This is a genomic window from Ruegeria sp. BA2, assembly GCF_056539605.1.
On sequence record NZ_JBQFVE010000002.1, the window covers coordinates 1 to 20988 of the forward strand.

The following is a 20988-nucleotide window of genomic DNA, read 5'->3' on the forward strand; positions in this document are numbered from 1 at the left end:
CGTCCGGACAGGTCCGCACCGCATGCGGGAAATGACCGTTGCGACGTTCAATGTCGATAAAGGTCCGGTAACGGCCTTCGTCATGCAGCCTGGCAATCGCTGTATCGAGCTTAATTGCGTCTTCTGTTCTCATCACCACGCAGACCCTTTCATCGGCTCACTCAATGCAAACTATCGGTTGGTCACTTGTTCACTTGCCAAGTCAGCCCGGCAGCGACCACGCCGGGAAGGGCTTTTACAAACAAGTGTTTGTGAACAAATTGCACCCCTGCAATGGGGATGAATTTCCCAAGATGGTATTCAAACTCAGTACCCGCATTTCCATAGTACGCAGTCCCGGCAAACAGCGTCCAAGACTGACCAAACCGGCGGCCCAAGGTCGCCGACACCGATAGATCACCATAGCTGTTGCGAAAAATTCCAATTTCCATATCCCGTTTTGCGGTCAACCAAGACACAAACAGACCCGGGTTCACCTCTTCGAATTCTTCGTCCGAGAAATGATGCGAACCCAGCAATAGCGAAATCCGATCCGGATCTGCCCCGGCCTCGCCAACCATGAGGCAACACAACGTGCTCAATGCGGACAAGGCGATCCAGACCTTCGATCTGGACCGCATTCGCGCGTTCCTTCTCAGGACGAAAGAAGAAACGCCCGACATCAGTAGACGGCTAGACCGTATGTGCCCAATTCAGGCAATCCGCCAAGCGTTTGTTTCAGTTCAAGATCACCGTCAGGCCGGATAGTAAACACCATGACCTCACCGCGATTTCCGACCAACTGGTAGATTTCCGTGCCATCAGCGCTGACTTCGATATCACTGAAGAACAGCTTTTCGGATGGATCTTTGAAAGCGCGCGCATTCAACAATGCCGCTGTTCTGTTCTCGCGAACCCGAAAGCTGCTGATTGAACTGGATAGCGCATTTGCGGCCCACAAAGTTTTGCCATCATGTGAGATCGTGACCCAGCAATTTGCAATTTCTCCGCCTTCAACGCCCGCGCCGGTCAGGACATCGCCCGAGACCAGCGAAAGCGCTCCGTCCGATGACAGCTTGTATGTCGACAGCGATCCGGTCTGCCAGGAATAGAGCGGGCTAAGTGCGACCTCTCCACTGCCTTCGCGCAACATGAAATCCGGCGTCAGAAAGCGGGCTTCTGACATCAGGATCGTGTCGCCTGAAACCGCAAAGCCAACCGGGATCGCCTGGAACCGGTCATCGTCGTCGCGAGGCGAGGATACTTGTGAGACAGGCTGCGCCGAAAGTGACCCGTCCTGAACGCCGAAAATCTTGACCTCTCCGGTCACCAGCTCATTCACGATAACGAAATCGCCGGTATCAGAGAATGCGATGGTCGACGGGCGTGCCTTGAGATCGCGGACTGATCCGGTGACTGGTTGCAGCTTGCCGTCCGCGATACGGTACATGCCGATGCTTCCGGCACTGTTGTTCATCCCAACACCTGCAACAGCGAGCATATCATCGTGAAATGCGAGGCTGATCGGGAACTGATCGGGGGCAGGAACGCTGTTGATCACGCTCAGTGCGCCGTCTTTGCCAATCGACATCAGTGACACGGTCGCATCGCCAGGGTTGACCACTGCCAGGAAGCGGCTATCTGCGGTCATCGCAAGCGAGTTTGCGGATATCAACGGATCGTCGCCATTGGCGAGTGGGTGAGAGGGGTCTTTCTTCAGATCAGGGATTTCCAGATCTCCGGTCCCCTTGCCACCGGTGAGATATTCACCGGACATCTTGTAAACACCGGACTCGTCGGCCTGGTACCCGACAACCGAGTTCTCATCGGCCTTGTTCGTTACGACAAAGAAGCCCTTGGTTTCCGCTTGCGCCACGCCTGCAAATACCAAAGCTGAAGCCAAAGAAAGAGAGTACAGAGTTCGCATCGCGCTCCTCCCGTTTAGTTTAGTTTTTTGGGTGGTCCGGCGCGGATTTGTTGTTTCAAATAGCGCGCCAGAATTGGTCAGATTTGCTTAGTCCGTGTGCAGCACCGGATATCCTTCAAGGAAAACCCAATCCGTCTGCTTGGCTGGGACGTGGCAGGTTTTGCATTCAAACCGATAGTCGGTCGTCGTCGTGGTTTGCCGGTCATCGACGTCAAAATATGCCCATCCCCAGCCTAATCCCCACAGATCATTGCCGTCGAAGCGATTTTGCTTGTCCTTGACCATGACAAACCAGCCAGTGACATCCGTGGCAAAGGCGGCTGTACCAGTATTGTATTCGTCAGTCTTCGCTTCCAGCAGTTCCTTGATCAGAACGGCGCCATCCGGGAATGATCCAGTTTCCAGATACTCTTCGATGACGCCGGGCTGTGTGTAGACGACGTGTTGGCCCGTGGCTTCTCCTTCGTCCAGTAGCGTCCAGGTCCCAAGGACTGGCCAGGTCGCGCGAAACTCGCCTTCAGGCATGTGGATACTGCCCTCTGGTCCTACGACCCCATAGGTCGGCACAGAAAAATTCTGCGCCGACCCGGGGAGCGCTCCGATCGGGCCAATCAGAGCGAGGCACCATACAAGACGTTTCACGCCTTAGTTCCCCCGCACCGCGCGCAGTACCGGATAGAACTGCGTAAATACAAAATCCGTGTCCGCGTTGGCTTCGTGGCACGAGTTGCAGGATTCAGCCGGAAAAGCCTGCGCGGTTTGCGCATAAGGCTCTCCATCATGCCCAAAGCTGTAATAGACCCAGCCGCCTGGCTCGTCCGAGAATCGATCCGTATCTTTGACGGTCAGTTCGAGCCCGACAAATTCGCCTTGGAAATAACCGTTCCCGGACGCTTCAAAACAGGCGCCATCTTCTTCGGTGCAGTTGTCACCTTCGCGGATCATCACCAACTCCTTGGCGATTTGAGTGCCGTTTGCCCATTCCCCAGTTTTGGCGAAATGATCAAACGCAGAAGGTTCAACATAAACATTATGGAACTCGGGAAATGGCGCTTCACCATCATTCAACGCGTTGGGGGTCAAAGGTGATCCGATAAAAACCCAGCGGCGGTAATCGGTGGGAACATTGACTGACCCATCGCTGTTAAAAGTGGCTTCGGCAATGGCATCTGAGGAGGATTGTGCAAGAACGGCCCCGGTCAGTGCAGTGGCGGCAATCCCGATCGCGGCGGCAAATTTGGTTATTTTCATCAGAGGGGTCTCCTTTTTGGCTGACCCCAAAGTTAAGTCCCCCATTCATTCATTATGGTTATAAAATACATAACCGATGCTCCAAAGACTTTTGGATATGAGGACACATGGACCTACGCCGTATTCGATATTTCCTTACTCTTGCGCGCACGCTGAACTTTTCCGAGGCCGCGCGCGAACTTAAGGTATCGCAACCCGCCCTGAGCAAGGCGATCCAGCAACTTGAGTCTGAGGTTGGCGGCTCTCTGATCCGCCGCGAAGGCCGATTGACCCATTTGACACCATTGGGTGAGCGCATGCGCGCCTCTTTGCAAGATGTCGAGGATGCGGCGCTGCGCGCTGAACAACTGGCATCGCGCCTGTCCAATTCCGAGATGACGAGCATTCGGATTGCCGTGATGTGCACGATCGATCCTGGAATGGTGGGGCAATGTCTGGCGCAGTTTCAGCAAAAGCATCCCAAGCTTGGAATACAGCTGATGGATTTCACGGCCACATCGATTCAGGAAGCGTTGCTGCAGGGAAAAATCGACGTCGCAATTATCGGCAGCCCGGTCGAAGCTGTTCCGAGGCTGCGCACCTACGAGCTGTTTCAAGAGAAAATGGTCGTCTCGTGCGGGCTACAGAACCGGCTGGCCGCGCGGGAATCCATTCCGCTGAAGATGATTGCCGAATTTCCCTATATCGACAGAATGCGGTGCGAGTTCCGCGACATGATTTTGTCGATAGCGGACAAAAATGATATTGACCTCAACATCGTCGCCAGCAGCGAGCGCGAAGACTGGATCAAATCGCTACTATCGCAAGATCACGGAATTTCAATCATGCCGTCAAGTTCCGCAAAATCGGCCGGATTGAAATCTGTTGCGTTGCAGGATCAGGATCTGCTCAGATCGGTCTATCTTGCGATACCCAGTGGGCGAGAGGACCAAACTGCTGTCCGTGCATTGGTCAGCTACGTAAAATCCTATGACTGGAGTGGAAACCAGTTGCAGAACGAAATTGTTTGAATTGAAGAAGTCGACCTTTTCGTGCCGATGATATTGAAAATGCTATCGAAATGTTTGGCGGAGATCACGTTTCTTATATCTGTTTTAAAGAAGAACTTTTTCAACGCTGACGAGATCCTATTTGCTGTCTCGTTCGATATCCAAGGATGATCGTAAGCGGACTTTCGAAAACAGAAAACGGAATACCATGCGCTCTCAGTATTAGCAGGCGCCAACTGCCAAAAGCTTGCGACAGCTCCAGTTGATGCATGTCACGGGTTTGCCGTTTCCGCGATCAAGGCTGGTTTTGCTGAATTGTTTCCGGCAGCCAAGTCGCTGGGTATCGCAGCGACGGGGGTTCACAATTCTTACAATGCGGCCAATTTGGGATATCACACAGGTGTTCTATCGCCTTCGGTCTCGTGTTTGCAATTCGTGGTCCTCTGTCTCCTAAACGTAAAGATGGACCTGTTCGGTTGGTAAAGCTCAGCTAGTTCGATCACGCCATGCTGAACCATTGATTTAGCAACATTCTCACGCAACAATTCCCGAACGAATTGAAAAGGCAATCCTCGGTGACAGCACCATTTTGTCTGATCCAAAAAACTCAGCGATTGTAAATGCTCGCTACGACCATCATGTTGTACAACATCAACTTGGCATGTCTTCAGGGTTTCCAGAAACTGCACTCATACGGTCGTAATTGTCGATCACCCAGTTATCCAATGCGCTAATCACCGTTGCCAATGAATGGCCCAAGGGTGTCAACCGATAGTCCACCCGCGGCGGGACTTCACCGTAATCATGACGGTCAACGAGGTTATAGTGTTCCAGCCGTTTCAACGTCTGGGTCAGCATTTTTTGCGATATCCCCTCGATCCGTCGCAAAAGCTCGGCGTTGCGTTGGGGGCCTTCCAACAGCAGCGGCACAACCAGCAACGACCATTTGTCACCAATCACTGCGATAATTTCGCGTGAAGGACACAAGGCGGCATATGGATCCGGTTTGACATCAAACATTTGTTATACCCCGATAGGAACCAAAAGGTGCGTACTTTCCCAAGCGTACCCAGAACAATAATTAGCTTACAGGCTGGCGCAACCAAATTCGCTCAGAACATGTGCAAGCCAGATAACAACCTGCTGAGCACGAAACACCTACGCAAATGGCCGTCACAAGATCGATTGGCCGGATGGAGAAGAACATGGTTCAAATTACGAGAAGACAAGTTCTGGGTTCCGCCGCAGCTGCCGCATCCGCAGCTGTGCTGCCTGCGGCGGCTTCGGCCAAAGCGCCCTTGGCGACTGGTCAGGCCCCTGGCTTCTATCGCCGCAAGGTAGGCGACACGCAAATCACTGCATTGCTTGATGGATACATCGATGTAGCGCACGGCTTTTGGGTCGGCATCGAAACCGCAAAGGTGGAAAATCTGGTGGCCAAGGCCGGTCTGCCTGCAAATGACGCGATCCGTATCGGCATCACATCTTATCTGATCAACCAGGGTGATCGCCTGATATTGGTTGATACCGGTTCGGCCGATTTCTTTGGACCGACCGCAGGTAAGTTTCTGTCGGCTCTGGCTGCGGCTGGTTATACCCCCGATCAGGTGGATGACATCCTGATCACGCACATGCACCCCGACCACACCGGTGCGCTGGTCGAAAGTGGCGCAATGGTATTTCCCAACGCGCAAATTCACATTTCAGGAACCGAGTTCGACTATTGGACCTCGACCACGGAACAGTCGAACGCCCCGGATTTTGCGAAACCATGGTTTGATGCCGCGATTGGCGTCAAGAAAGCCTATGGCGATCAGATCAATGTGTTCACGGGCACTTCTGACGTGATCCCGGGTTTCACTCCGGTTCCGCTTTATGGCCATACACCGGGCCATACTGGATATCGCCTGTCGTCGGGTGGCGAAGATCTGTTGATCTGGGGCGACGCCTGCGGCGTGGCGTCGGTTCAGTTTGAACACCCGGAAGCGGGCCTTGCGTTTGATGTGGATGGTGCAACCGGCAAAGTCACCCGCGCCAAATTGCTGGACATGGCCGCAGGCGAGGGTGTTCTGGTCGCATCCGCTCACCTACCTTTCCCGACCTTTGGCCGTGTACTCCGCGCAGGCGATGCCTTTGACTGGCAACCTGACGAGTACCGCTTCGAGGTCTGATAGGGCATCCTTCGTCGAATGCCGAAATCTTACAGTTGGAGCGAGCCTTGCGCTTGCTCCAATTTATTATCGAGGAACCGAGAGTGAGCAGCATTCCAAGTCGCGGCCTATATAAGGGTCAATGGCACTCGGACCTGAACGTCGTTCCAGATCGCAATACAGATAAACGCGTGGACGACGCGTTCCGTCAAGGCGCGATTGACGGGGCCTATTGGCTGCGCAAACCTGGTCCGAATTGTGAGGTTGTGATTGCCTATCGGTTTTGTTGCAAAGATTTGAGCCCATTGAGTTGTCATCCGTTACGTCCAAATGTGCGAACGCGACCCGTGCCCGCGTTTCTCCCAGCCCCTGCAGCGCAGCCCGGCCGCGTTCTTCTGAGCGCGCAGTCAGGTAAACGATATTGTCAGGGTTCAACCGGTTGGCAAGTCCTTTGGCCAATGCCAGCCTCAGACTCTGATTTGCACGGGCTACGACAGCAGTTTTGGACATAACGGATGCTCCTTACGCGATGCTCAGAACCAGTTTCCCGGTGGTTTCGCCCGCCTCAAGCCGGCGATGCGCTTCGGCGGCTTCGTCCAGCGGCAGAGCTGTGATCTGGGGCCGCAGAACGCCTTGGCCCAGCAGGTCGAATACCTTGGCCAGATCAGCGTTGAACGCGTCCGGACGGTTCGCGAAATAGGTGTAGATATCCGAGACACGCACCGCGACCGACTTTTGGAAATGGGCCGCCAGGTCTTCTCCGAACGTGCCGGCGGGCGGGCCGGCGAGGAAGCCAAAGAGGACGACTGTACCCAAGGGGGCCAGCGCGCTCAGGTCGGATTTCAGCGTTTCGCCCGAGATCGGGTTCAGCGACAGGTCAACGCCACGGCCCTCGGTGAGTTCCAGCACGCGCGCGGCAACATCTTCCTTGCGATAGTCCACGACATGGTCCGCGCCCTGTGCTTTCGCGTAATCCAACTTGTCGGTGCTGGCCGAGGCAATAACCGTCATGCCCAAATGCTTGGCGATGTGCTGGATCATGGTGCCGACCCCGCCTGCTGCGGCATGGACCAGAACTGACTTGCCTTTGGCCGCGCCGCCCAGGTTGACCAGCATGTGATAAGCGGTCATCGCGTTCACCGGGATCGAGGCGGCGGTCTCAAAGTCGACGCTGTCGGCGATACGGGTGACATAAGGCGCGCCGATCACCGAAAAGGTGCCATAACCGCTCGCCCCGATCGGGCCCATCCAGGTAACACGGTCGCCAACGGTGAACCCGTCAACGCCTGTGCCGATCGCTTCGACAACGCCTGCACCTTCGACGCCGGGCACATGCGGTAGCTCTGGCATCATGCCTTCGGGCATTTCGCCACGGCGGATAATGGTGTCGATAAAGTTGACCGCAGCCGCGTGGTTGTGAATCAGGACCTCTCCTGCACCGGGAACGGGTTTGGGCTGATCCTGTTTGGCCAGAACTTCGGGGTCGCCGGTCTCGGGGATGACGATTGCGTAAGACATTCCTGAACTCCTTGTTTCGCTTTGAGCGGAAGGTAGCAATTGCCCATTTGTATGATAATATCCACAAATGGCATTCATCTTCTCACAGGCGGGATAATGGTTTACAACGATCTGGCGCTATTTACATCTGTCGCCGAGAACATGGGATTTTCCGCAGCGGCCAGCCAGCTGGGCATCCCGCTCAGCCGGGTCAGCCGCAGAATTGCCGAGCTTGAGGAGCATCTTGGCGTAAAACTTTTTGAACGCACCACTCGACAGGTCAGATTGACCGAAGAAGGCAGGCGTTTGCTGGACCGCTGCAAGGACCCGATCGAAGCGTTGCAAAACATCGTCGGGCTGGCGGATGACACGCGCGTCCACACGATCCGGGTCACGGCGCCATCGCTTGCGGCGCGCACCACGATTGGTCCACAGTTGCTGGAGTTTGCGCAGGCCAACCCTGATGTGAAGTTTGAGCTGACGACTACGAATGCCAACCTCGACTTTTTCAGGGACAATATCGATGTGGCGTTTCGACTTGGACCTCTGCAGGATTCCACGCTTGTCGCCCGCAAATTGTCGACCGTATCCTACTATTTCTGCATCAGTACAGATCTGGCTCAGGAACTTGACCTGAATGGTCCGATTACCGCTGAACGTCTGGCACAACTGCCTGCGATCACATCGCGACAGCCCTGGTTGCTGGAAGATGGCGGTCAGGTCCGCCCGGTGAATGTTCGGCATGAGCTGGATGACCTCGAATTGGCACAGGTGGCGGCACTGGGAGGCATGGGCGTCGCGATGTTGCCGCAGTCGCTTGTGATCGAAGGGCTGCAAATTGTGCCTCTGATCAACACCGCCCCCGTCGCGCGGGATATGTTTGCCGTTTATCCCAGCAAGCGCTTACTGCCGGAAAGAATTAGAAATCTCATAAAATTCCTCGCCGCGGAATGAGGGCGATGATACCGGCGCGCATTAAACACATGGCATCCCAAACCGATCCATACCAGTGTTCTGCTGCGTCTTCATCGCGATCAGATCTTGGCGATATTCGGCCTCGGTTTTTTGGGTTACCCTTGCCGAAACCGATTTCGGAACTTCTGACTGTTAGGGAAAATTCGAAGAGCGTGTAGTGCCTTCTCAGCTGGTAAAGTGCGCGTGGCCATTGAAGACAGCCAGAAATGATCGATGTTGGTGCAGTCACTCAGCGTGCCATTGATGTTCTGAAAACAAACGATCGGGGCAGCTACACCATCCCGACCGGCGGTCTTTATTCCTATCAGTGGAACTGGGACAGCGTGATCTCCGCACCGGGAATAGCCGCATTTGACCTCGACCGTGCCTGACAAGAAATCGAGACGCTGATGTCCGGGCAATGGGATTGCGGTATGGTCCCGCAAATCCTGTTTCATGAAAAAGCAGATGGGTCTTTCCCTGGGTCCGACGTCTGGGATTGCCAGGGGTTGGTGCCGTCATCAGGGATGTGCCAACCCCGTGTTGCTGTGACCGCCGCTCGCCTGATCTGGGAAAAGGATAAGGCATTTGGCCAAAGCCGGATGGAAGCCCTGCTGCCCAAACTGCGCGGCTGGATTGACTGGTTCATGCGGTGGCGATTTGACGATAAAGGCGCGGTATTCACCAGACATCCGTGGGAAGCAGGCCGTGACAAAGCATAGGACTGGGACAAGTCCGCCACCCGTATCGATACCTCGGGTGTGCAGTGTTACACGCGGGAAGACACAAAACATGTAAACAGCGCGCATCGTCCGACCCAGAAAGACTATGATCTGGATGTTTGGCTTTTTCAGATCGGTCGCGATGCCAGCTGGGAAGACAGCGCGATTACCGAGAAAACACCCTTTAAGGTGGCAGGCCCGTTGATGACTTTCATCACCTTGCGCGCCGTGCGGGACCTGCATGCTTTGTACGAAGCGCTCGGCCAAGACACGAAGCAATTGGCCGAATACATCTCGGTGCTTGAAGCCGGTGTCAAAAGCCTGTGGAATCCGCAGATCCAGGCTTATGATGCGCGCGATGTCGAAACCGAAGAATTCGCGGGTTCGCTGAGTAGCGGGTCATACCTGTGTTGGTATACGGGCGTGGACCGCCCAGAAATGCGCGACCAGTTGCAAAGAGCTCTGTTGGGCACATAGAGTCCAATCGCCAGCTATGACATCCACGGCGTTTGGTTCGATTAACATTGTTATTGACGCGGTCCGACATGGCCCTGCATGAATCTGTTGATCGGCATCGGACTGGCAGGCATGAAGGCACCAGAAGAAGCAAAGCTCCGGGCCCGTATCCGAGAGCTCGTGGCAGCGCAGGGGTTCTCAGAGTATTTCGACCCCAGGACCGGGGCTCCAGCAGGGGGCACATCTTTCTCGTGGACGGCAGCGGCTTGGCTGCAATGGGCAAGGCATGACGCATGATCTGCACCTAAGGATGCCGCCAAAAGGGCTGTGTAGCACTCTGCTATCCTGAATGCTTAGGATATTCGTGCCGGGGCAAATTGATCCGAGCCGACGCGATCAATGCCCTGAGGGTCTTTTCATGCTTCGTCCCGTTCAGCGAAATATTGCCGTGTTGATGATGCGGATTTGAAGTCTCATCGGCGCATTTGAACTGTTTTATTTCGTAGCCACCGAGCGATATTTCCGTAACCTTGTCGATCCCGTTTTTTTTGAGCCAACACAAGCTGAATTTCGTAATATGGGCGAGCCTGGTCGCGAGATTCCACAGGATACCTGCAAAATCGATAAGCGGTTCTGCATAGTAGGCGATTGTAGGGCGGCAATACCAGAAGCGGCGCGGGCCTGCCTGAACGGCGCGATTGAAGCACTGATCCGGCTAATCCGCCAGTTTCGAGGGCTGGATCAGGAGATAGCTCGCCGCGCTGTGAGCAATGAATTGTCGCGCCGATTGATGACAGTGCCGCGTATTGGGCCGTTAATCGCTACTGCGCTAGTGGCCCCTTCACCGCCACTAAAAAAATTTCGCCGTGACCGCGATTTCGCTGCATGGCTCGGGCTGGCTCCGATGTGGCATTCTACAGGGGGAAAACTGCGCCACCGGTCAACGACAAAGATAAGAGAACGTTTGCTGTGGCTGACGGCCATTGTTCCAATTAGTTGCAACACGAACAACAAACCCTTGCGGGCTCCTGAAGCTGTCAACCCAGTGGAAAACAATCCATTCAATCACTGGCAATCAAGTTGGGCAACGCAGTTGAGTTTGATCAAGGTAGCGACATTCAAATGTGACAAGTGGAAATTGAGCCTGCGGTAAGACTTGGATGGCTTCCCAAACATTAGCTCGCCCATATCGAATATTTTGACTGTGTAAACTAGTTCATTTAAGCTATAGCTTTCATTTCATACTGTACTCGCATAACTGTGTTTGGCGGTTTTTTGTGTTTTGTTGAGGAGGCTTAAGATGCGTTTTGCAACTATTGCTACTTTTGGTTTTTGTGCTGTTTCAGTTGCCGGATGTACCACGCCCTGGTCGCAGTCCGAGGCCATAGATACACCGGCTTCGGTTCCGCAACAGACCGTTGTTGAGACCTCAAAACCAGCAACAACTACGACCTCCTCGTCTGCTACAACTTCAAATCTTTCCGGTGAGGAACGAGAAGGAGGTGGCGAATCCGATGGTGGCGGTGGCGAATCCGACGGCGGCGGCAGCGGTGGCGGAGCTGGTGGCGGCGGCGGCGGAAGCTGGGGCTAAGGTTGATCTGAAAGGATCGGTAGATGTTTCTGCGTGTGCTCAAAACGAAATCCGGCCAGGTTTTGGCCGGGCTTATTGTGTTGTTTCTAAACACCCAATTGTTGCTGGCGCAGACTGTAGCTGTAGGCAAACAGTCAGACTTGGCCTCGGTTCGCGTGGCCATTGTGATCGGCAACCAAAACTATACGACCGTCGGAGATCTGACGAACGCGAGGAAAGATGCACAAGATATCGCGGATATGCTGCGCGAATTTGATTTTCGCGTATACGACGGGTATGACCTGAGCAAACGCGAGTTCGAAGACCTTATCAGAACTGCAATCTTGAATATTCCCGATTCTGCTGATGTGCTGTTCTACTATGCCGGACACGGTATTCAGATCGGTCGCCGGAATTATCTTCTGCCCGTGGATGCGAAGTTTGAGAGTGTTTATGATGTTCCCTTGGTAACCATGACACTGGACCGCGTAATAGACGCTCTTTCAGCACGCAGCTCCGCCCATGTCGCGATCCTCGATTCATGTCGTGACAATCCTTTTCACGACCTGAGATTGGCTGCTGACCTCGACGCCAACCTGTTCGAGACCCGGGAAGGTTTCGACGTCTTCAAAACTCCACTGAACTCACTCATTGCCTATTCAACATCACCCGGCGCGGTGGCTAGCGATGGCGCTGAGGGCCAGAATAGCCCTTACACTGCGGCTATTCTAAAAACCGCACAATCCTCTCCTTACGAGAACATCCAGCAACTGTTTCCCGTCATTCGGGAGCAGGTCCACATGTCCACGGCGGGCAAACAAATCCCTTGGGAGAGCTCGACTCTGGTGCGCCCGTTCTACCTGGCGCAACAAAAAACGGAGACGGATCAGGAGCCGGTGTCAGACGCACCTCCCAAATCGTTGAGCTTAAGTCAGCAATTCGACAAAACTGTCCAAGTGACTGAAGATCTGAAACAGCAGCTTGGAGATGATATTCTAAGCTTGCGCCTTGTTAATACTCCGCAGCGTGGCGTCGTCAGCGCAGATAACCAATCGTCGAACAGACTTCTCACTTACTCTCCGGAAATATCTGACACGCGGGCAGTCGAGGTTGTTGATACCGAATTCAGCGACACGTTCTCGATCGAAGCTGTCACAGCGAGTCAAACGAAACATCTGGTGGAGGTCTCGTTGCAGCTGGAGCTGAACGCCTGCGATTTGGAGGCTGGAGATGCGTTGGACTTGAATGGGGTTGGCGTTTTTCGACTCCCGAATGAGTTGAACATCCCCAAAGGCTTGGCGGCCTGCACGCAGGCAGTCGCAGAGTATCCTGGAAACGCGCGTTTCTTGTATCAACTCGGACGCGTTCAACAGGCGGCGGGTCTCGTTCCGGATGCATTTGACAGTATCTCAGCCGCCGTCGATGGCGGCCATATCCGCGCGAAATATGCCTTGGCAACGTTGCTGGAGACGGATCGCATTGATCGCGCTGTGACCAAAACGCCTTATGATCCGGAAAAAGCACGTATGCTGCTGGAAGAGGCCACCGCTGAACAGGATCCTTACGCGATGCACAGTCTTGGTAAGCAATTGCTTCGGAAAGGGCAAACAGAGGTTGAAAAGCAGCGCGGATTTGAACTTTTGGAGCGTTCCGTCGAACTCGGCCACACATTCTCAATGAACGAGCTTGGGCTCTATTTCCTGCGCGATAAATCTGATCACTATATCCCTGAGCGCGGAATGCGCTATCTGCGTGCGTCAGAATTGCGCAAGGACATCTATGGCTACGATAACCTTGCTTACGTTTCTTTGCTCGGGCTTGGTGGCAATCCGGTTGAGTTCAACAAGGCCGAAGAGTATTTTCTGGCCGCAGCTGAGGGCGGACATCCGACTGCACCTGCTAGCATCGCCCGAATGATTCTCAATGACCAACTGCAAGGCAGGTCGAGCGCTGAGGCGCTGGATTGGTACGACAAATCGCTGGAACGCGGTGATGCGTGGGGTGGTGCGAATGGTGCATACATCATTTTGGATGGGCAAGTGGCCAATCGCGGACCCGCCGATGCTGCGCTGCGTGCTGCCAAGGCCGCTCTGTTGCCAAATGAAGAGCCCGCTGCGCAGGCAAGGGCGCAATTAGGCCAAATTTCTCAAGCGGACCTGAACCGCGCATTGCAGATGGCGATGAATGAGCTGGGAGAAAACATTGTCGTAGATGGCCAGATTGGACCAGCAACCCAGCTTGCGCTGGAGAATGTGAGTGCCGAGTTCGGAGTGCCCGTTCCATTTGCGGCGACAACTGACCCCGCTGAAAGACTACTGCTTGCAGCACGCATCTACTGGGCACAAAATCCGGTCCGCTTTGATTTGTTCTGAAAGTGATCAACCAAGAAACCCACGCTTTGGAAATGATTGCGTTAACTGTGCCGAACAGTAGATGTCTGAATCTATGAAGCAGCAGAAAGGCCTTCGCGCATCAGACTTAATTCGAAGGACACATTGGGGTCATATGCGAAATCCGCCAACAGACACCGCGGTTGAATTCCACGGTCTAAATCTGTTGGTCCGCCCCGCGGCGCTGGCATTAAAAAACAAAATGTTCAATCCAAGTCTTTGCAACCGGTCCAGCACATACGTTAACGTAGCGGCATGTACTTGATGCGCCCGTTCCCTAAGAAAATTTGGGTTTTGAGTTTTGCTGCCTTCTGGTTGGCCCTGGTGACCACGCAGGCTCAAGCCTCGAACCGCGTTGCTCTGCTGATAGGCAATTCCGACTACGCGGTTTCTGACATGGCGCTGCGCAACCCGGTGAATGATGTCACTGCATTGGCCGCAGCGTTGACTGAGCTGGGGTTCAGCGTAACCGAAGCAACCAACCAGAACGCAGAAACGATGCATCGCGCATTGGATCAGTTCGGCGCTGATGCGAAGGGCGCCGAGATGGCCGTGTTTTTCTATGCTGGTCATGGTGTTCAAATCGGTGGTGAGAACCACCTGATCGGTACGGATTTCAACGGCAGCGATCTTGATGCGCTTAGAAGCAGTTCTTTGACGTTGGATCGCGTGCGTGATGTGATCTCCAAAGCGGGGCCAAAGGTTGGGATCCTGCTGCTGGATGCATGCCGGAACAATCCATTTTCCGACAGCGGTCTGGTGGCACAGGGGCTGGTGCGCATGCAGGGTGGCGCCGGTCTGCTGATTGCATATGCCACTGATCCTGGCAATGTGGCGTATGATGGCCTTGGTGATAACAGTGTCTTTACGACAGGTCTTCTCGAACATATTGCAACCCCAGATCTGGACGTGCGTCTCATGCTTGGGCGGGTTCGCCAGCAAGTTGTGCTGGAGACAGGCGGTCGTCAGATACCTTGGGTGGAAGAATCCGTACTGGACGAACACAGCTTAGCGCCGGGTCTATTCCAAGAGGAGCCGCTGGATCCAACCACTGCCGACCTGGCGCATTGGCGTAGAATTTCGTCAAGTTCGGATAGTGCGGTCTTCGAGGAATATCTGCGGGATTATCCCGATGGGCTGTTCGCCGATTTCGCGCGCGATCGGATTACCGCTTTGGCGCTCCACTCAACCGGCTCATTGGCTTCTTTAAGCGATTCACTGCACGAGGCGAATTCGGAAAAGCTGGCTAACGCTTTGATAGCTCTTGGTCATTTGAACGATGGCCAAACGCGGGACCTTAGCCCGGCATTGGACAGCTATCGCCGCAGTTTACCAGCGCAGGAGACCGCCTCGGCCGAACGGCTTTACGAAGATGCGGCGCAGTTGTCGATATTTCTCGCCGCGACCACTTTGCAACGGCTGCGCACGGATATTATCGCGCTGCGCAGTGTCGAGCGTACGCTTAGTATTGCCGAAGATGCGCTTGGACAGATTGAGGATATCGCCCGTTCGAATTCAGACGCTTTACCTGTGCTGCAACAGGCGCGAAATGATGTCTACGAAATCTATCGATCCCGAGGCATTATTCTGCGTAGGCTGGACCAAAGCCGCAGTTATTACGATGAGGTGTTGACGCGCTCTGTCGTTTTCTTTCCATCCGACATTGATAAATCGATTATCAGCTCGGTGTCGGGATCAAACCAACTGGGCGGTGGTACCGCGCAACTGAACAATGACGCTGCTCTTTTCCTGCGCCATGTCGCGCAAGAACAGGACAGCAGAAAAGGGAGTTACCAATGGCTAGCCGATCTCATACCACCCGAATAAGCGCTGCACTGCTTGCGGTATCGTTGGCCCTGTCTGCCTGTGGTGACACCAGCACATCCACCGCGCCTGTGGCCGGTGCAGGTGGTGCAACGCAAGCCGAAGCCGATCTTGCCAAACAAGCGGCTGCGATGCAGAAGACCATTCTGCAAGGTGCAATTGCCGGAGGTGTCACCGGCGGGGCGATCGGTTTCGGACTAGGTGGCAGCGATGATGCCGGTACTGGAATATCGATTGGTTTGGGCGCAGGGGCACTGGCGGGAACTTATGTAGCTTTTGTCCAACGCAGCTATGCAGGGCGTGAGTCAAGGCTTAGGCAGATCAAAAAGGATCTGGATCGCAACGCATCAGAAATGCAGACGACTATTAATGTAATGAACCAAGTTCTGGCAGCCCAAAAAGCTGAGCTTGATGCGCTGAACGCGCAGGTTGCTTCGGGGACGGTTGATCAGGCGACGCTGCAGCGCGAGCTGACCGAGGCAAATGGTAATTTGGCTCAGATGGAACTGGCCATCGATGGTGCAACCAAGCGTCAAGCTGAGTTCGCCGAGGCACGAAACCTGACGATAGCCCGAGGTCAAACTGCCTCGCCGATAGATGGCGATCTTGCTGCTTTGTCTAATCAGGTCTCCCAAATGCGCAGCATCGCTGGCGATCTGGCCTCATCGATTTAAGGGGCGCACATGATGATCCGTTTTGCAGCTTTTTCATGCTTGATTCTGGCCGCGTGCCAAACGACCACCGACCCCGCTGACGGCGGGTTCTTCGCTGGGGTATCAGGCATAGCGACTGGCGCCTATGATGACCGCATCACAACCGCCGAGGGTGAGGTCGCCACGGCCCAAGCACGCAACGAAGCCCTGGCTGCGCAAATTCAAACCTCTGAATCAGAACTGGCACAATTGAAGCTTGGTATTCTGCAGCAACGTGATGCGCTTGAAGGTGAAGACCCCGCCACAAGGAAGCGGATCGATCGGGTTTTGAACAGCAGCCCTGCCGGCGCGACCCCGGACGCCAAACTCGCCGCTTTGCAACGCAGCATCGCCGAGGCCCGTGCACTAAGCAACGATCTGGCAAAACTGACCAATTGACGCTGGAGCGATGAGCAATTTTGTCCAGCCGTGCGATCAGTGCGCGAAATCTGTTTCGGTTCAGATGCTTATGCTAGCATAAGCATCGGTCATTGGTCGCGCACCCACCACGAGACCCAATACCAATTTAGTTCCATGCGAGATCGAGCGTTTCACGGCCCGAAGAGCCACTGCGGTTTGTCGTTTGCCCATAAATAGCTACTGGAAAAGCATACCGCGGAAAAACCTGCACATAAGGTTTGACATTGTTTGGGGTATGAGGCCTTTTTATTCAAAAGGCAGCGGATAGTACGCAGAGTTATTACCAGTTTCCTGACCGTGTGAACAAATTCATACACACGATCTCGAAAATTGGGTTAATCGGTGCGAATACAACAACGACAAGCTGACAGGCAAAAGGTTATCGGGGACAACATGGACCTATCTTCATATCTGGAACCCAGGAGCGACGAACCTCCCAGCGGAGAAAATCTAGAATATGATCCGGCATTTACCGATCTTGAGATCGCGGCACAGCCTGGCGAAGAACGTCAGATGGGTGACGAAGTTGTCGCCGCCGAAGAGCAGGATTGGGGTGATGTCGAAGCCAAATCACTTGCCGTCATGGACAAAAGCCATGATTTGCGCGCCGCAGTTTATCTGGCTGAAGCTGTTCTTCACACCAAGGGATTGCCCGCTTTCGCATCTTCGTTGGGTTATGTGAAATCCCTGCTCGAAGATTTTTGGGAAACCTGCCATCCCGAGCTAGACGAAGATGATGGTGATGCGACCATGCGGATCAATGCGGTGCGCGGGTTGGCTTCGTCGGATCGCATGGTGCGGGCGTTGCGCCGGACCGGCCTGACCGACAGTCGCATGTTTGGCAACATGACTCTGCGCCATCTGGACGTGGCAGAAGGCCGGATCAACATGCCACCGGACCTGGAAGATATTCCTGACGCAAGCAGTGTCGCGGCCGCCTTCAAAGATACCGATGAAGAGGTTTTGTCGGCCAATGCCGATGCGATTGCCTCTGCGCTAGAAGATGTGTCTGGGATCGATGCAATCTTTACCGACAAGACGCCAGGGGAAGGACCTGATCTTGAACCGCTGACCGCAGCCCTAAAAAGCATCAAACAGGCGCTTGCCCGCTATGCTGATATCGGTGAAGAGGCGGCTGAAGAATTGAACGAAGATGCAGTGCCCGTCCGAACGGCGGCGGCTGCGCCCTCAGGCGGAGGGGCGATTAACTCCCCCGAGGATGTCACAATGATGCTGGACCGCATCATGGACTATTATGCACGTTGCGAGCCTTCCAGCCCGCTGCCCATTTTGCTGGAGCGCTCCAAGCGCCTTGTTAATGCCGACTTTCTGACAATTATCGAAGATATGGCGAAGGAAGGTTTGGATGAGGTGCGGCAAATCGGTGGTCTCAAGCAAGACGACGATGATGGATATTGATCCGTTCCGGCTGCCCGGAATACCGGATCAAGATGATAAACTGATGGATGAATCGAGGAGCATCAGATGGCTGACAGTTCACAAAAATTCATAGCCCGGAATAGGGCTCCGAGAGTTCAGATCGAATATGATGTTGAGCTGTACGGTGCTGAAAAAAAGGTTCAACTGCCCTTCGTTATGGGTGTGATGAGCGATCTAGCGGGTAAATCCGAGGTTGAGCAACCGGCCGTTGCTGACCGTAAATTTCTTGAGATCGACGTCGACAATTTTGATGATCGAATGAAATCAATGGCCCCGCGCGCGGCCTTCACGGTTCCGAACACTCTGACAGGCGAAGGCAATCTGGCCGTCGATATTACCTTTGAAAGCATGGACGATTTCAGCCCTGCGGCGATTGCGGCAAAGGTAGAGCCGCTCAAGGAACTGCTGGATGCCCGTACTCAATTGTCCAACCTTATGACGTATATGGACGGTAAAACCGGGGCCGAAGATCTGATCGCAAAAATCATGCAGGACCCGTCGCTGCTGAAGACACTGGCAGCCCAGCCCAAGCCGGGCGGCGACTCTGCCGAGGAGGAGTAAAAGATGGCCGAAGAAGAAGCCAAGGTAGAAGCCGCAGAAGGCGCAACAGCGTTTGGATCTTCCGAGTTCGAAGAACTGCTGCAGAAAGAATTTCGCCCAAAATCCGATCAGGCGAAAACCGCTGTTGAAAGCGCGGTCAAAACGCTGGCCGAACAGGCGCTGGCGAACACCGGTCTGATCTCGGACGACGCGCTGCGTTCGATTGAAGGCATCATTGCCGAGATCGACAAGAAGCTGACGGAACAGGTCAACCTGATCCTGCATCATGCAGACTTTCAGCAGATGGAAAGCGCGTGGCGCGGTTTGCATTACCTAGTGAACAACACCGAAACCGACGAGATGTTGAAAATCCGCGTGATGAACATCTCGAAGAAAGACATGCACAAGACCCTGCGCAAATTCAAGGGCACCGCGTGGGACCAATCGCCGATCTTCAAGAAGCTCTATGAAGAAGAATTCGGTCAGTTCGGCGGCGAACCTTATGGCTCGCTGGTCGCCGACTATCATTTCGACCACAGCCCGCAGGATATCGAGCTGTTAGGTGAGATGTCCAAGATTGCTGCCGCCGCGCACGCACCGCTGATCACTGGCGCCAAGCCAAGCCTGTTCCAGATGGACAGCTGGTCGGAACTGGCCAATCCGCGCGATCTGACCAAGATCTTCCAGACCCCGGAATATGCTGCCTGGCGGTCACTACGTGAAAGCGAAGATTCCAAATATGTGGGCCTGGCAATGCCGCGCTTCTTGGGCCGTCTTCCCTATGGCTCGAAAACCGAACCGGTCGAAGAGTTCGCATTCGAAGAAGACACCACCAGTGCCAACAGCGATAGCTATAGCTGGGTTAACGCAGCTTATGGCATGGCGGTGAACATCAACCGGTCCTTCAAGGAATATGGCTGGTGCTCACGTATTCGCGGCGTGGAAAGCGGCGGTACCGTCGAAGGTCTGCCCGCGCATACATTCCCAACCGATGACGGTGGAGTAGACATGAAGTGTCCGACCGAGATTGCAATCTCGGACCGGCGTGAGGCAGAGCTGGCCAAAAACGGCATGATGCCTTTGATCCACCGCAAGAACAGCGATTCTGCGACCTTCATTGGCGCGCAATCGCTGCACAAGCCTGCGGAATATGACGATCCGGACGCAACTGCGAATGCTAATCTGGCCGCACGTCTGCCCTATCTGTTCGCAACCTGTCGCTTTGCGCACTATCTCAAGTGCATGGTTCGCGACAAAGTCGGGTCGTTCAAAAGCCGCCAGGATATGGAATCCTGGTTGCAGGACTGGATCAACCAATATGTCGATTTCAACGCTGACATTTCAGCCGAAGCTGAGAAAGCACGCAAGCCATTGGCATCGGCTGAGGTTGTGGTTGAAGACGTAGAAGGGAACCCGGGCTACTACACGTCCAAGTTTTTCCTGCGTCCGCACTATCAATTGGAAGGCCTGTCAGTCTCGTTGCGTCTCGTTTCGAAACTTCCGTCAGAAAGAGCGGGATAAATCGAAAAAAATGGTGGCGAGTGAAGTGTTTCACTGCCGCCCGAATCACAGTTTCGTATACCGATGACACAAACTTTAGAGGAAGACCAAAATGGAAAACGTATTTGTAAAGATTGACGGAATCCCGGGTGAGGCGCGTGAGAAAGCGCACAAGGAGTGGATCGCATGTAAGTCATTTGCATGGGAAGTCGCCCGCACCCTGGACATGTCGGATCTGGGCACCACACAGCGTGGATATGCCAACGCAAATTTCGGCAAGATCAGCATGTCAACAGAGCTGAGCAAAGCGTCGCCGAAGCTGATGACCTATGTCGCGTCAGGTAAGGCGACAAAGGAAATGGTGATGCACCTGTGCCGGTCAGGTGATGACGAAAAGAAGGGCATGGAGCCTTATCTGATCATCACCCTTCGGCATGCGATCATCGACAGCTATTCTGTTGACGGTGGCGAAGACTCGATCCCGTCGGAAACCTGGACCATCGCATATCGCGGCATTCAGATTCAGTACAAAGAGGCTGACTTTGAAACCGGCAAGCTTGGCAGCCCCAAAGAGTTCCTGTGGAACTTGGAAACCGGCGACGTCAGCTAAATCTCTTACATCTTATGGTCTCGGCGGTATTGGCCGCCGGGGCCTTTGCACTCACTCCATCCTGACTGCGCGAGGAT

20 protein-coding genes and 2 pseudogenes are annotated in these 20988 nt (G+C 54.3%); 15 read left to right on the top strand and 7 right to left on the bottom strand.

The window, feature by feature from the left end; genetic code table 11:
- The 5 genes and pseudogenes from ACR0NN_RS04695 to ACR0NN_RS04715 all read right to left on the bottom strand — a co-directional run.
- Positions 1 to 133 (bottom strand): annotated as a pseudogene (locus ACR0NN_RS04695) (5-aminolevulinate synthase); the annotation flags it as partial.
- A gap of 49 nt (positions 134 to 182) precedes the next feature.
- The gene (locus tag ACR0NN_RS04700; protein WP_170725605.1) at positions 183 to 620 is read right to left on the bottom strand and encodes a hypothetical protein; all 438 of its coding nucleotides are present in this window, start codon (positions 618 to 620) and stop codon (positions 183 to 185) included.
- Between the two features lie 41 nt (positions 621 to 661).
- Entirely contained in the window at positions 662 to 1906 is a 1245-nt protein-coding gene (locus ACR0NN_RS04705) for a beta-propeller fold lactonase family protein (protein WP_480684004.1), read from the bottom strand.
- 87 nt (positions 1907 to 1993) lie between these two features.
- The gene (locus tag ACR0NN_RS04710) at positions 1994 to 2548 is read right to left on the bottom strand and encodes a cytochrome P460 family protein (RefSeq protein ID WP_480684006.1); all 555 of its coding nucleotides are present in this window, start codon (positions 2546 to 2548) and stop codon (positions 1994 to 1996) included.
- A 3-nt stretch (positions 2549 to 2551) separates the two neighbouring features.
- Positions 2552 to 3157, bottom strand: coding sequence for a cytochrome P460 family protein (locus ACR0NN_RS04715; protein ID WP_170725614.1), 606 nt, complete (start codon positions 3155 to 3157; stop codon positions 2552 to 2554).
- 107 nt (positions 3158 to 3264) lie between these two features.
- Between ACR0NN_RS04715 and ACR0NN_RS04720 the strand changes: the two genes are divergently transcribed.
- A complete protein-coding gene (locus ACR0NN_RS04720) occupies positions 3265 to 4167 on the top strand; it encodes a LysR family transcriptional regulator (protein WP_170725618.1) in 903 nt (300 codons plus the stop codon).
- A 630-nt stretch (positions 4168 to 4797) separates the two neighbouring features.
- Here the strand turns inward: ACR0NN_RS04720 and ACR0NN_RS04725 are convergent.
- Entirely contained in the window at positions 4798 to 5166 is a 369-nt protein-coding gene (locus tag ACR0NN_RS04725; RefSeq protein ID WP_170725621.1) for a winged helix-turn-helix transcriptional regulator, read from the bottom strand.
- A 185-nt stretch (positions 5167 to 5351) separates the two neighbouring features.
- Here ACR0NN_RS04725 and ACR0NN_RS04730 point away from each other — a divergent pair, with 185 nt between their 5' ends.
- A complete protein-coding gene (locus ACR0NN_RS04730; RefSeq protein WP_480684009.1) occupies positions 5352 to 6317 on the top strand; it encodes an MBL fold metallo-hydrolase in 966 nt (321 codons plus the stop codon).
- A gap of 501 nt (positions 6318 to 6818) precedes the next feature.
- Here the strand turns inward: ACR0NN_RS04730 and ACR0NN_RS04735 are convergent.
- Positions 6819 to 7814, bottom strand: a complete 996-nt coding sequence (locus ACR0NN_RS04735; protein WP_170725631.1) for a quinone oxidoreductase family protein — start codon at positions 7812 to 7814, stop codon at positions 6819 to 6821.
- Between the two features lie 96 nt (positions 7815 to 7910).
- On the opposite strand from ACR0NN_RS04735, the gene ACR0NN_RS04740 reads away from it, so the two are divergent.
- The 13 genes and pseudogenes from ACR0NN_RS04740 (at position 7911) to ACR0NN_RS04800 (ending at position 20911) form a co-directional block, all read left to right on the top strand.
- Positions 7911 to 8747: a LysR family transcriptional regulator gene (locus ACR0NN_RS04740; RefSeq protein WP_170725633.1), complete on the top strand. Its 837-nt coding sequence runs from the start codon at positions 7911 to 7913 to the stop codon at positions 8745 to 8747.
- Between the two features lie 227 nt (positions 8748 to 8974).
- Positions 8975 to 9139, top strand: a complete 165-nt coding sequence (locus ACR0NN_RS04745; RefSeq protein ID WP_480684011.1) for a hypothetical protein — start codon at positions 8975 to 8977, stop codon at positions 9137 to 9139.
- Positions 9140 to 9145: 6 nt separating this feature from the next.
- A pseudogene (locus ACR0NN_RS04750) lies at positions 9146 to 10222 on the top strand (MGH1-like glycoside hydrolase domain-containing protein).
- A gap of 280 nt (positions 10223 to 10502) precedes the next feature.
- Positions 10503 to 11078, top strand: a complete 576-nt coding sequence (locus ACR0NN_RS04755; protein WP_170725641.1) for a transposase — start codon at positions 10503 to 10505, stop codon at positions 11076 to 11078.
- A 147-nt stretch (positions 11079 to 11225) separates the two neighbouring features.
- On the top strand, positions 11226 to 11516 hold the full coding sequence (locus ACR0NN_RS04760) for a hypothetical protein (RefSeq protein ID WP_170725651.1): 291 nt from the start codon (positions 11226 to 11228) through the stop codon (positions 11514 to 11516).
- 23 nt (positions 11517 to 11539) lie between these two features.
- Positions 11540 to 13867 (top strand): caspase family protein, encoded by a 2328-nt coding sequence (locus ACR0NN_RS04765; protein ID WP_170725662.1) that lies wholly within the window; start codon positions 11540 to 11542, stop codon positions 13865 to 13867.
- A gap of 273 nt (positions 13868 to 14140) precedes the next feature.
- Positions 14141 to 15712, top strand: coding sequence for a caspase family protein (locus ACR0NN_RS04770; RefSeq protein ID WP_170725663.1), 1572 nt, complete (start codon positions 14141 to 14143; stop codon positions 15710 to 15712).
- Positions 15682 to 16383, top strand: a complete 702-nt coding sequence (locus ACR0NN_RS04775; protein ID WP_170725671.1) for a hypothetical protein — start codon at positions 15682 to 15684, stop codon at positions 16381 to 16383. Before ACR0NN_RS04770 ends, ACR0NN_RS04775 begins: the two co-directional genes overlap by 31 nt.
- 12 nt (positions 16384 to 16395) lie before the next feature.
- Positions 16396 to 16800: a hypothetical protein gene (locus tag ACR0NN_RS04780; protein ID WP_170725676.1), complete on the top strand. Its 405-nt coding sequence runs from the start codon at positions 16396 to 16398 to the stop codon at positions 16798 to 16800.
- Positions 16801 to 17214: 414 nt separating this feature from the next.
- Complete coding sequence (gene tssA / locus ACR0NN_RS04785; protein ID WP_170725687.1) at positions 17215 to 18240, top strand: type VI secretion system protein TssA; 1026 nt, start codon at positions 17215 to 17217, stop codon at positions 18238 to 18240.
- A gap of 66 nt (positions 18241 to 18306) precedes the next feature.
- Entirely contained in the window at positions 18307 to 18822 is a 516-nt protein-coding gene (gene tssB / locus ACR0NN_RS04790) for a type VI secretion system contractile sheath small subunit (RefSeq protein ID WP_170725703.1), read from the top strand.
- Between the two features lie 3 nt (positions 18823 to 18825).
- Positions 18826 to 20322 carry a type VI secretion system contractile sheath large subunit gene (gene tssC / locus ACR0NN_RS04795; RefSeq protein WP_480684016.1) on the top strand — a complete coding sequence of 499 codons (1497 nt, stop codon included), beginning with the start codon at positions 18826 to 18828 and terminating at the stop codon, positions 20320 to 20322.
- A 91-nt stretch (positions 20323 to 20413) separates the two neighbouring features.
- Positions 20414 to 20911, top strand: a complete 498-nt coding sequence (locus tag ACR0NN_RS04800) for an Hcp family type VI secretion system effector (RefSeq protein WP_170590837.1) — start codon at positions 20414 to 20416, stop codon at positions 20909 to 20911.
- Positions 20912 to 20988: the final 77 nt, after the last annotated feature.

Bases quoted from the DNA above. Each gene is read 5' to 3' on its own strand.
- tssB (WP_170725703.1), top strand. From the start codon at position 18,307: ATGGCTGACAGTTCACAAAAATTCATAGCCCGGAATAGGGCTCCGAGA.
- ACR0NN_RS04765 (WP_170725662.1), top strand. From the start codon at position 11,540: ATGTTTCTGCGTGTGCTCAAAACGAAATCCGGCCAGGTTTTGGCCGGG.
- ACR0NN_RS04800 (WP_170590837.1), top strand. From the start codon at position 20,414: ATGGAAAACGTATTTGTAAAGATTGACGGAATCCCGGGTGAGGCGCGT.
- ACR0NN_RS04700 (WP_170725605.1), bottom strand. From the start codon at position 620: ATGCGGTCCAGATCGAAGGTCTGGATCGCCTTGTCCGCATTGAGCACG.
- tssC (WP_480684016.1), top strand. From the start codon at position 18,826: ATGGCCGAAGAAGAAGCCAAGGTAGAAGCCGCAGAAGGCGCAACAGCG.
- ACR0NN_RS04730 (WP_480684009.1), top strand. From the start codon at position 5,352: ATGGTTCAAATTACGAGAAGACAAGTTCTGGGTTCCGCCGCAGCTGCC.
- ACR0NN_RS04770 (WP_170725663.1), top strand. From the start codon at position 14,141: ATGTACTTGATGCGCCCGTTCCCTAAGAAAATTTGGGTTTTGAGTTTT.
- ACR0NN_RS04780 (WP_170725676.1), top strand. From the start codon at position 16,396: ATGATCCGTTTTGCAGCTTTTTCATGCTTGATTCTGGCCGCGTGCCAA.
- ACR0NN_RS04745 (WP_480684011.1), top strand. From the start codon at position 8,975: ATGATCGATGTTGGTGCAGTCACTCAGCGTGCCATTGATGTTCTGAAA.
- ACR0NN_RS04735 (WP_170725631.1), bottom strand. From the start codon at position 7,814: ATGTCTTACGCAATCGTCATCCCCGAGACCGGCGACCCCGAAGTTCTG.
- ACR0NN_RS04775 (WP_170725671.1), top strand. From the start codon at position 15,682: ATGGCTAGCCGATCTCATACCACCCGAATAAGCGCTGCACTGCTTGCG.
- ACR0NN_RS04740 (WP_170725633.1), top strand. From the start codon at position 7,911: ATGGTTTACAACGATCTGGCGCTATTTACATCTGTCGCCGAGAACATG.
- ACR0NN_RS04755 (WP_170725641.1), top strand. From the start codon at position 10,503: ATGGGCGAGCCTGGTCGCGAGATTCCACAGGATACCTGCAAAATCGAT.
- ACR0NN_RS04705 (WP_480684004.1), bottom strand. From the start codon at position 1,906: ATGCGAACTCTGTACTCTCTTTCTTTGGCTTCAGCTTTGGTATTTGCA.
- ACR0NN_RS04760 (WP_170725651.1), top strand. From the start codon at position 11,226: ATGCGTTTTGCAACTATTGCTACTTTTGGTTTTTGTGCTGTTTCAGTT.
- tssA (WP_170725687.1), top strand. From the start codon at position 17,215: ATGGACCTATCTTCATATCTGGAACCCAGGAGCGACGAACCTCCCAGC.
- ACR0NN_RS04715 (WP_170725614.1), bottom strand. From the start codon at position 3,157: ATGAAAATAACCAAATTTGCCGCCGCGATCGGGATTGCCGCCACTGCA.
- ACR0NN_RS04725 (WP_170725621.1), bottom strand. From the start codon at position 5,166: ATGTTTGATGTCAAACCGGATCCATATGCCGCCTTGTGTCCTTCACGC.
- ACR0NN_RS04720 (WP_170725618.1), top strand. From the start codon at position 3,265: ATGGACCTACGCCGTATTCGATATTTCCTTACTCTTGCGCGCACGCTG.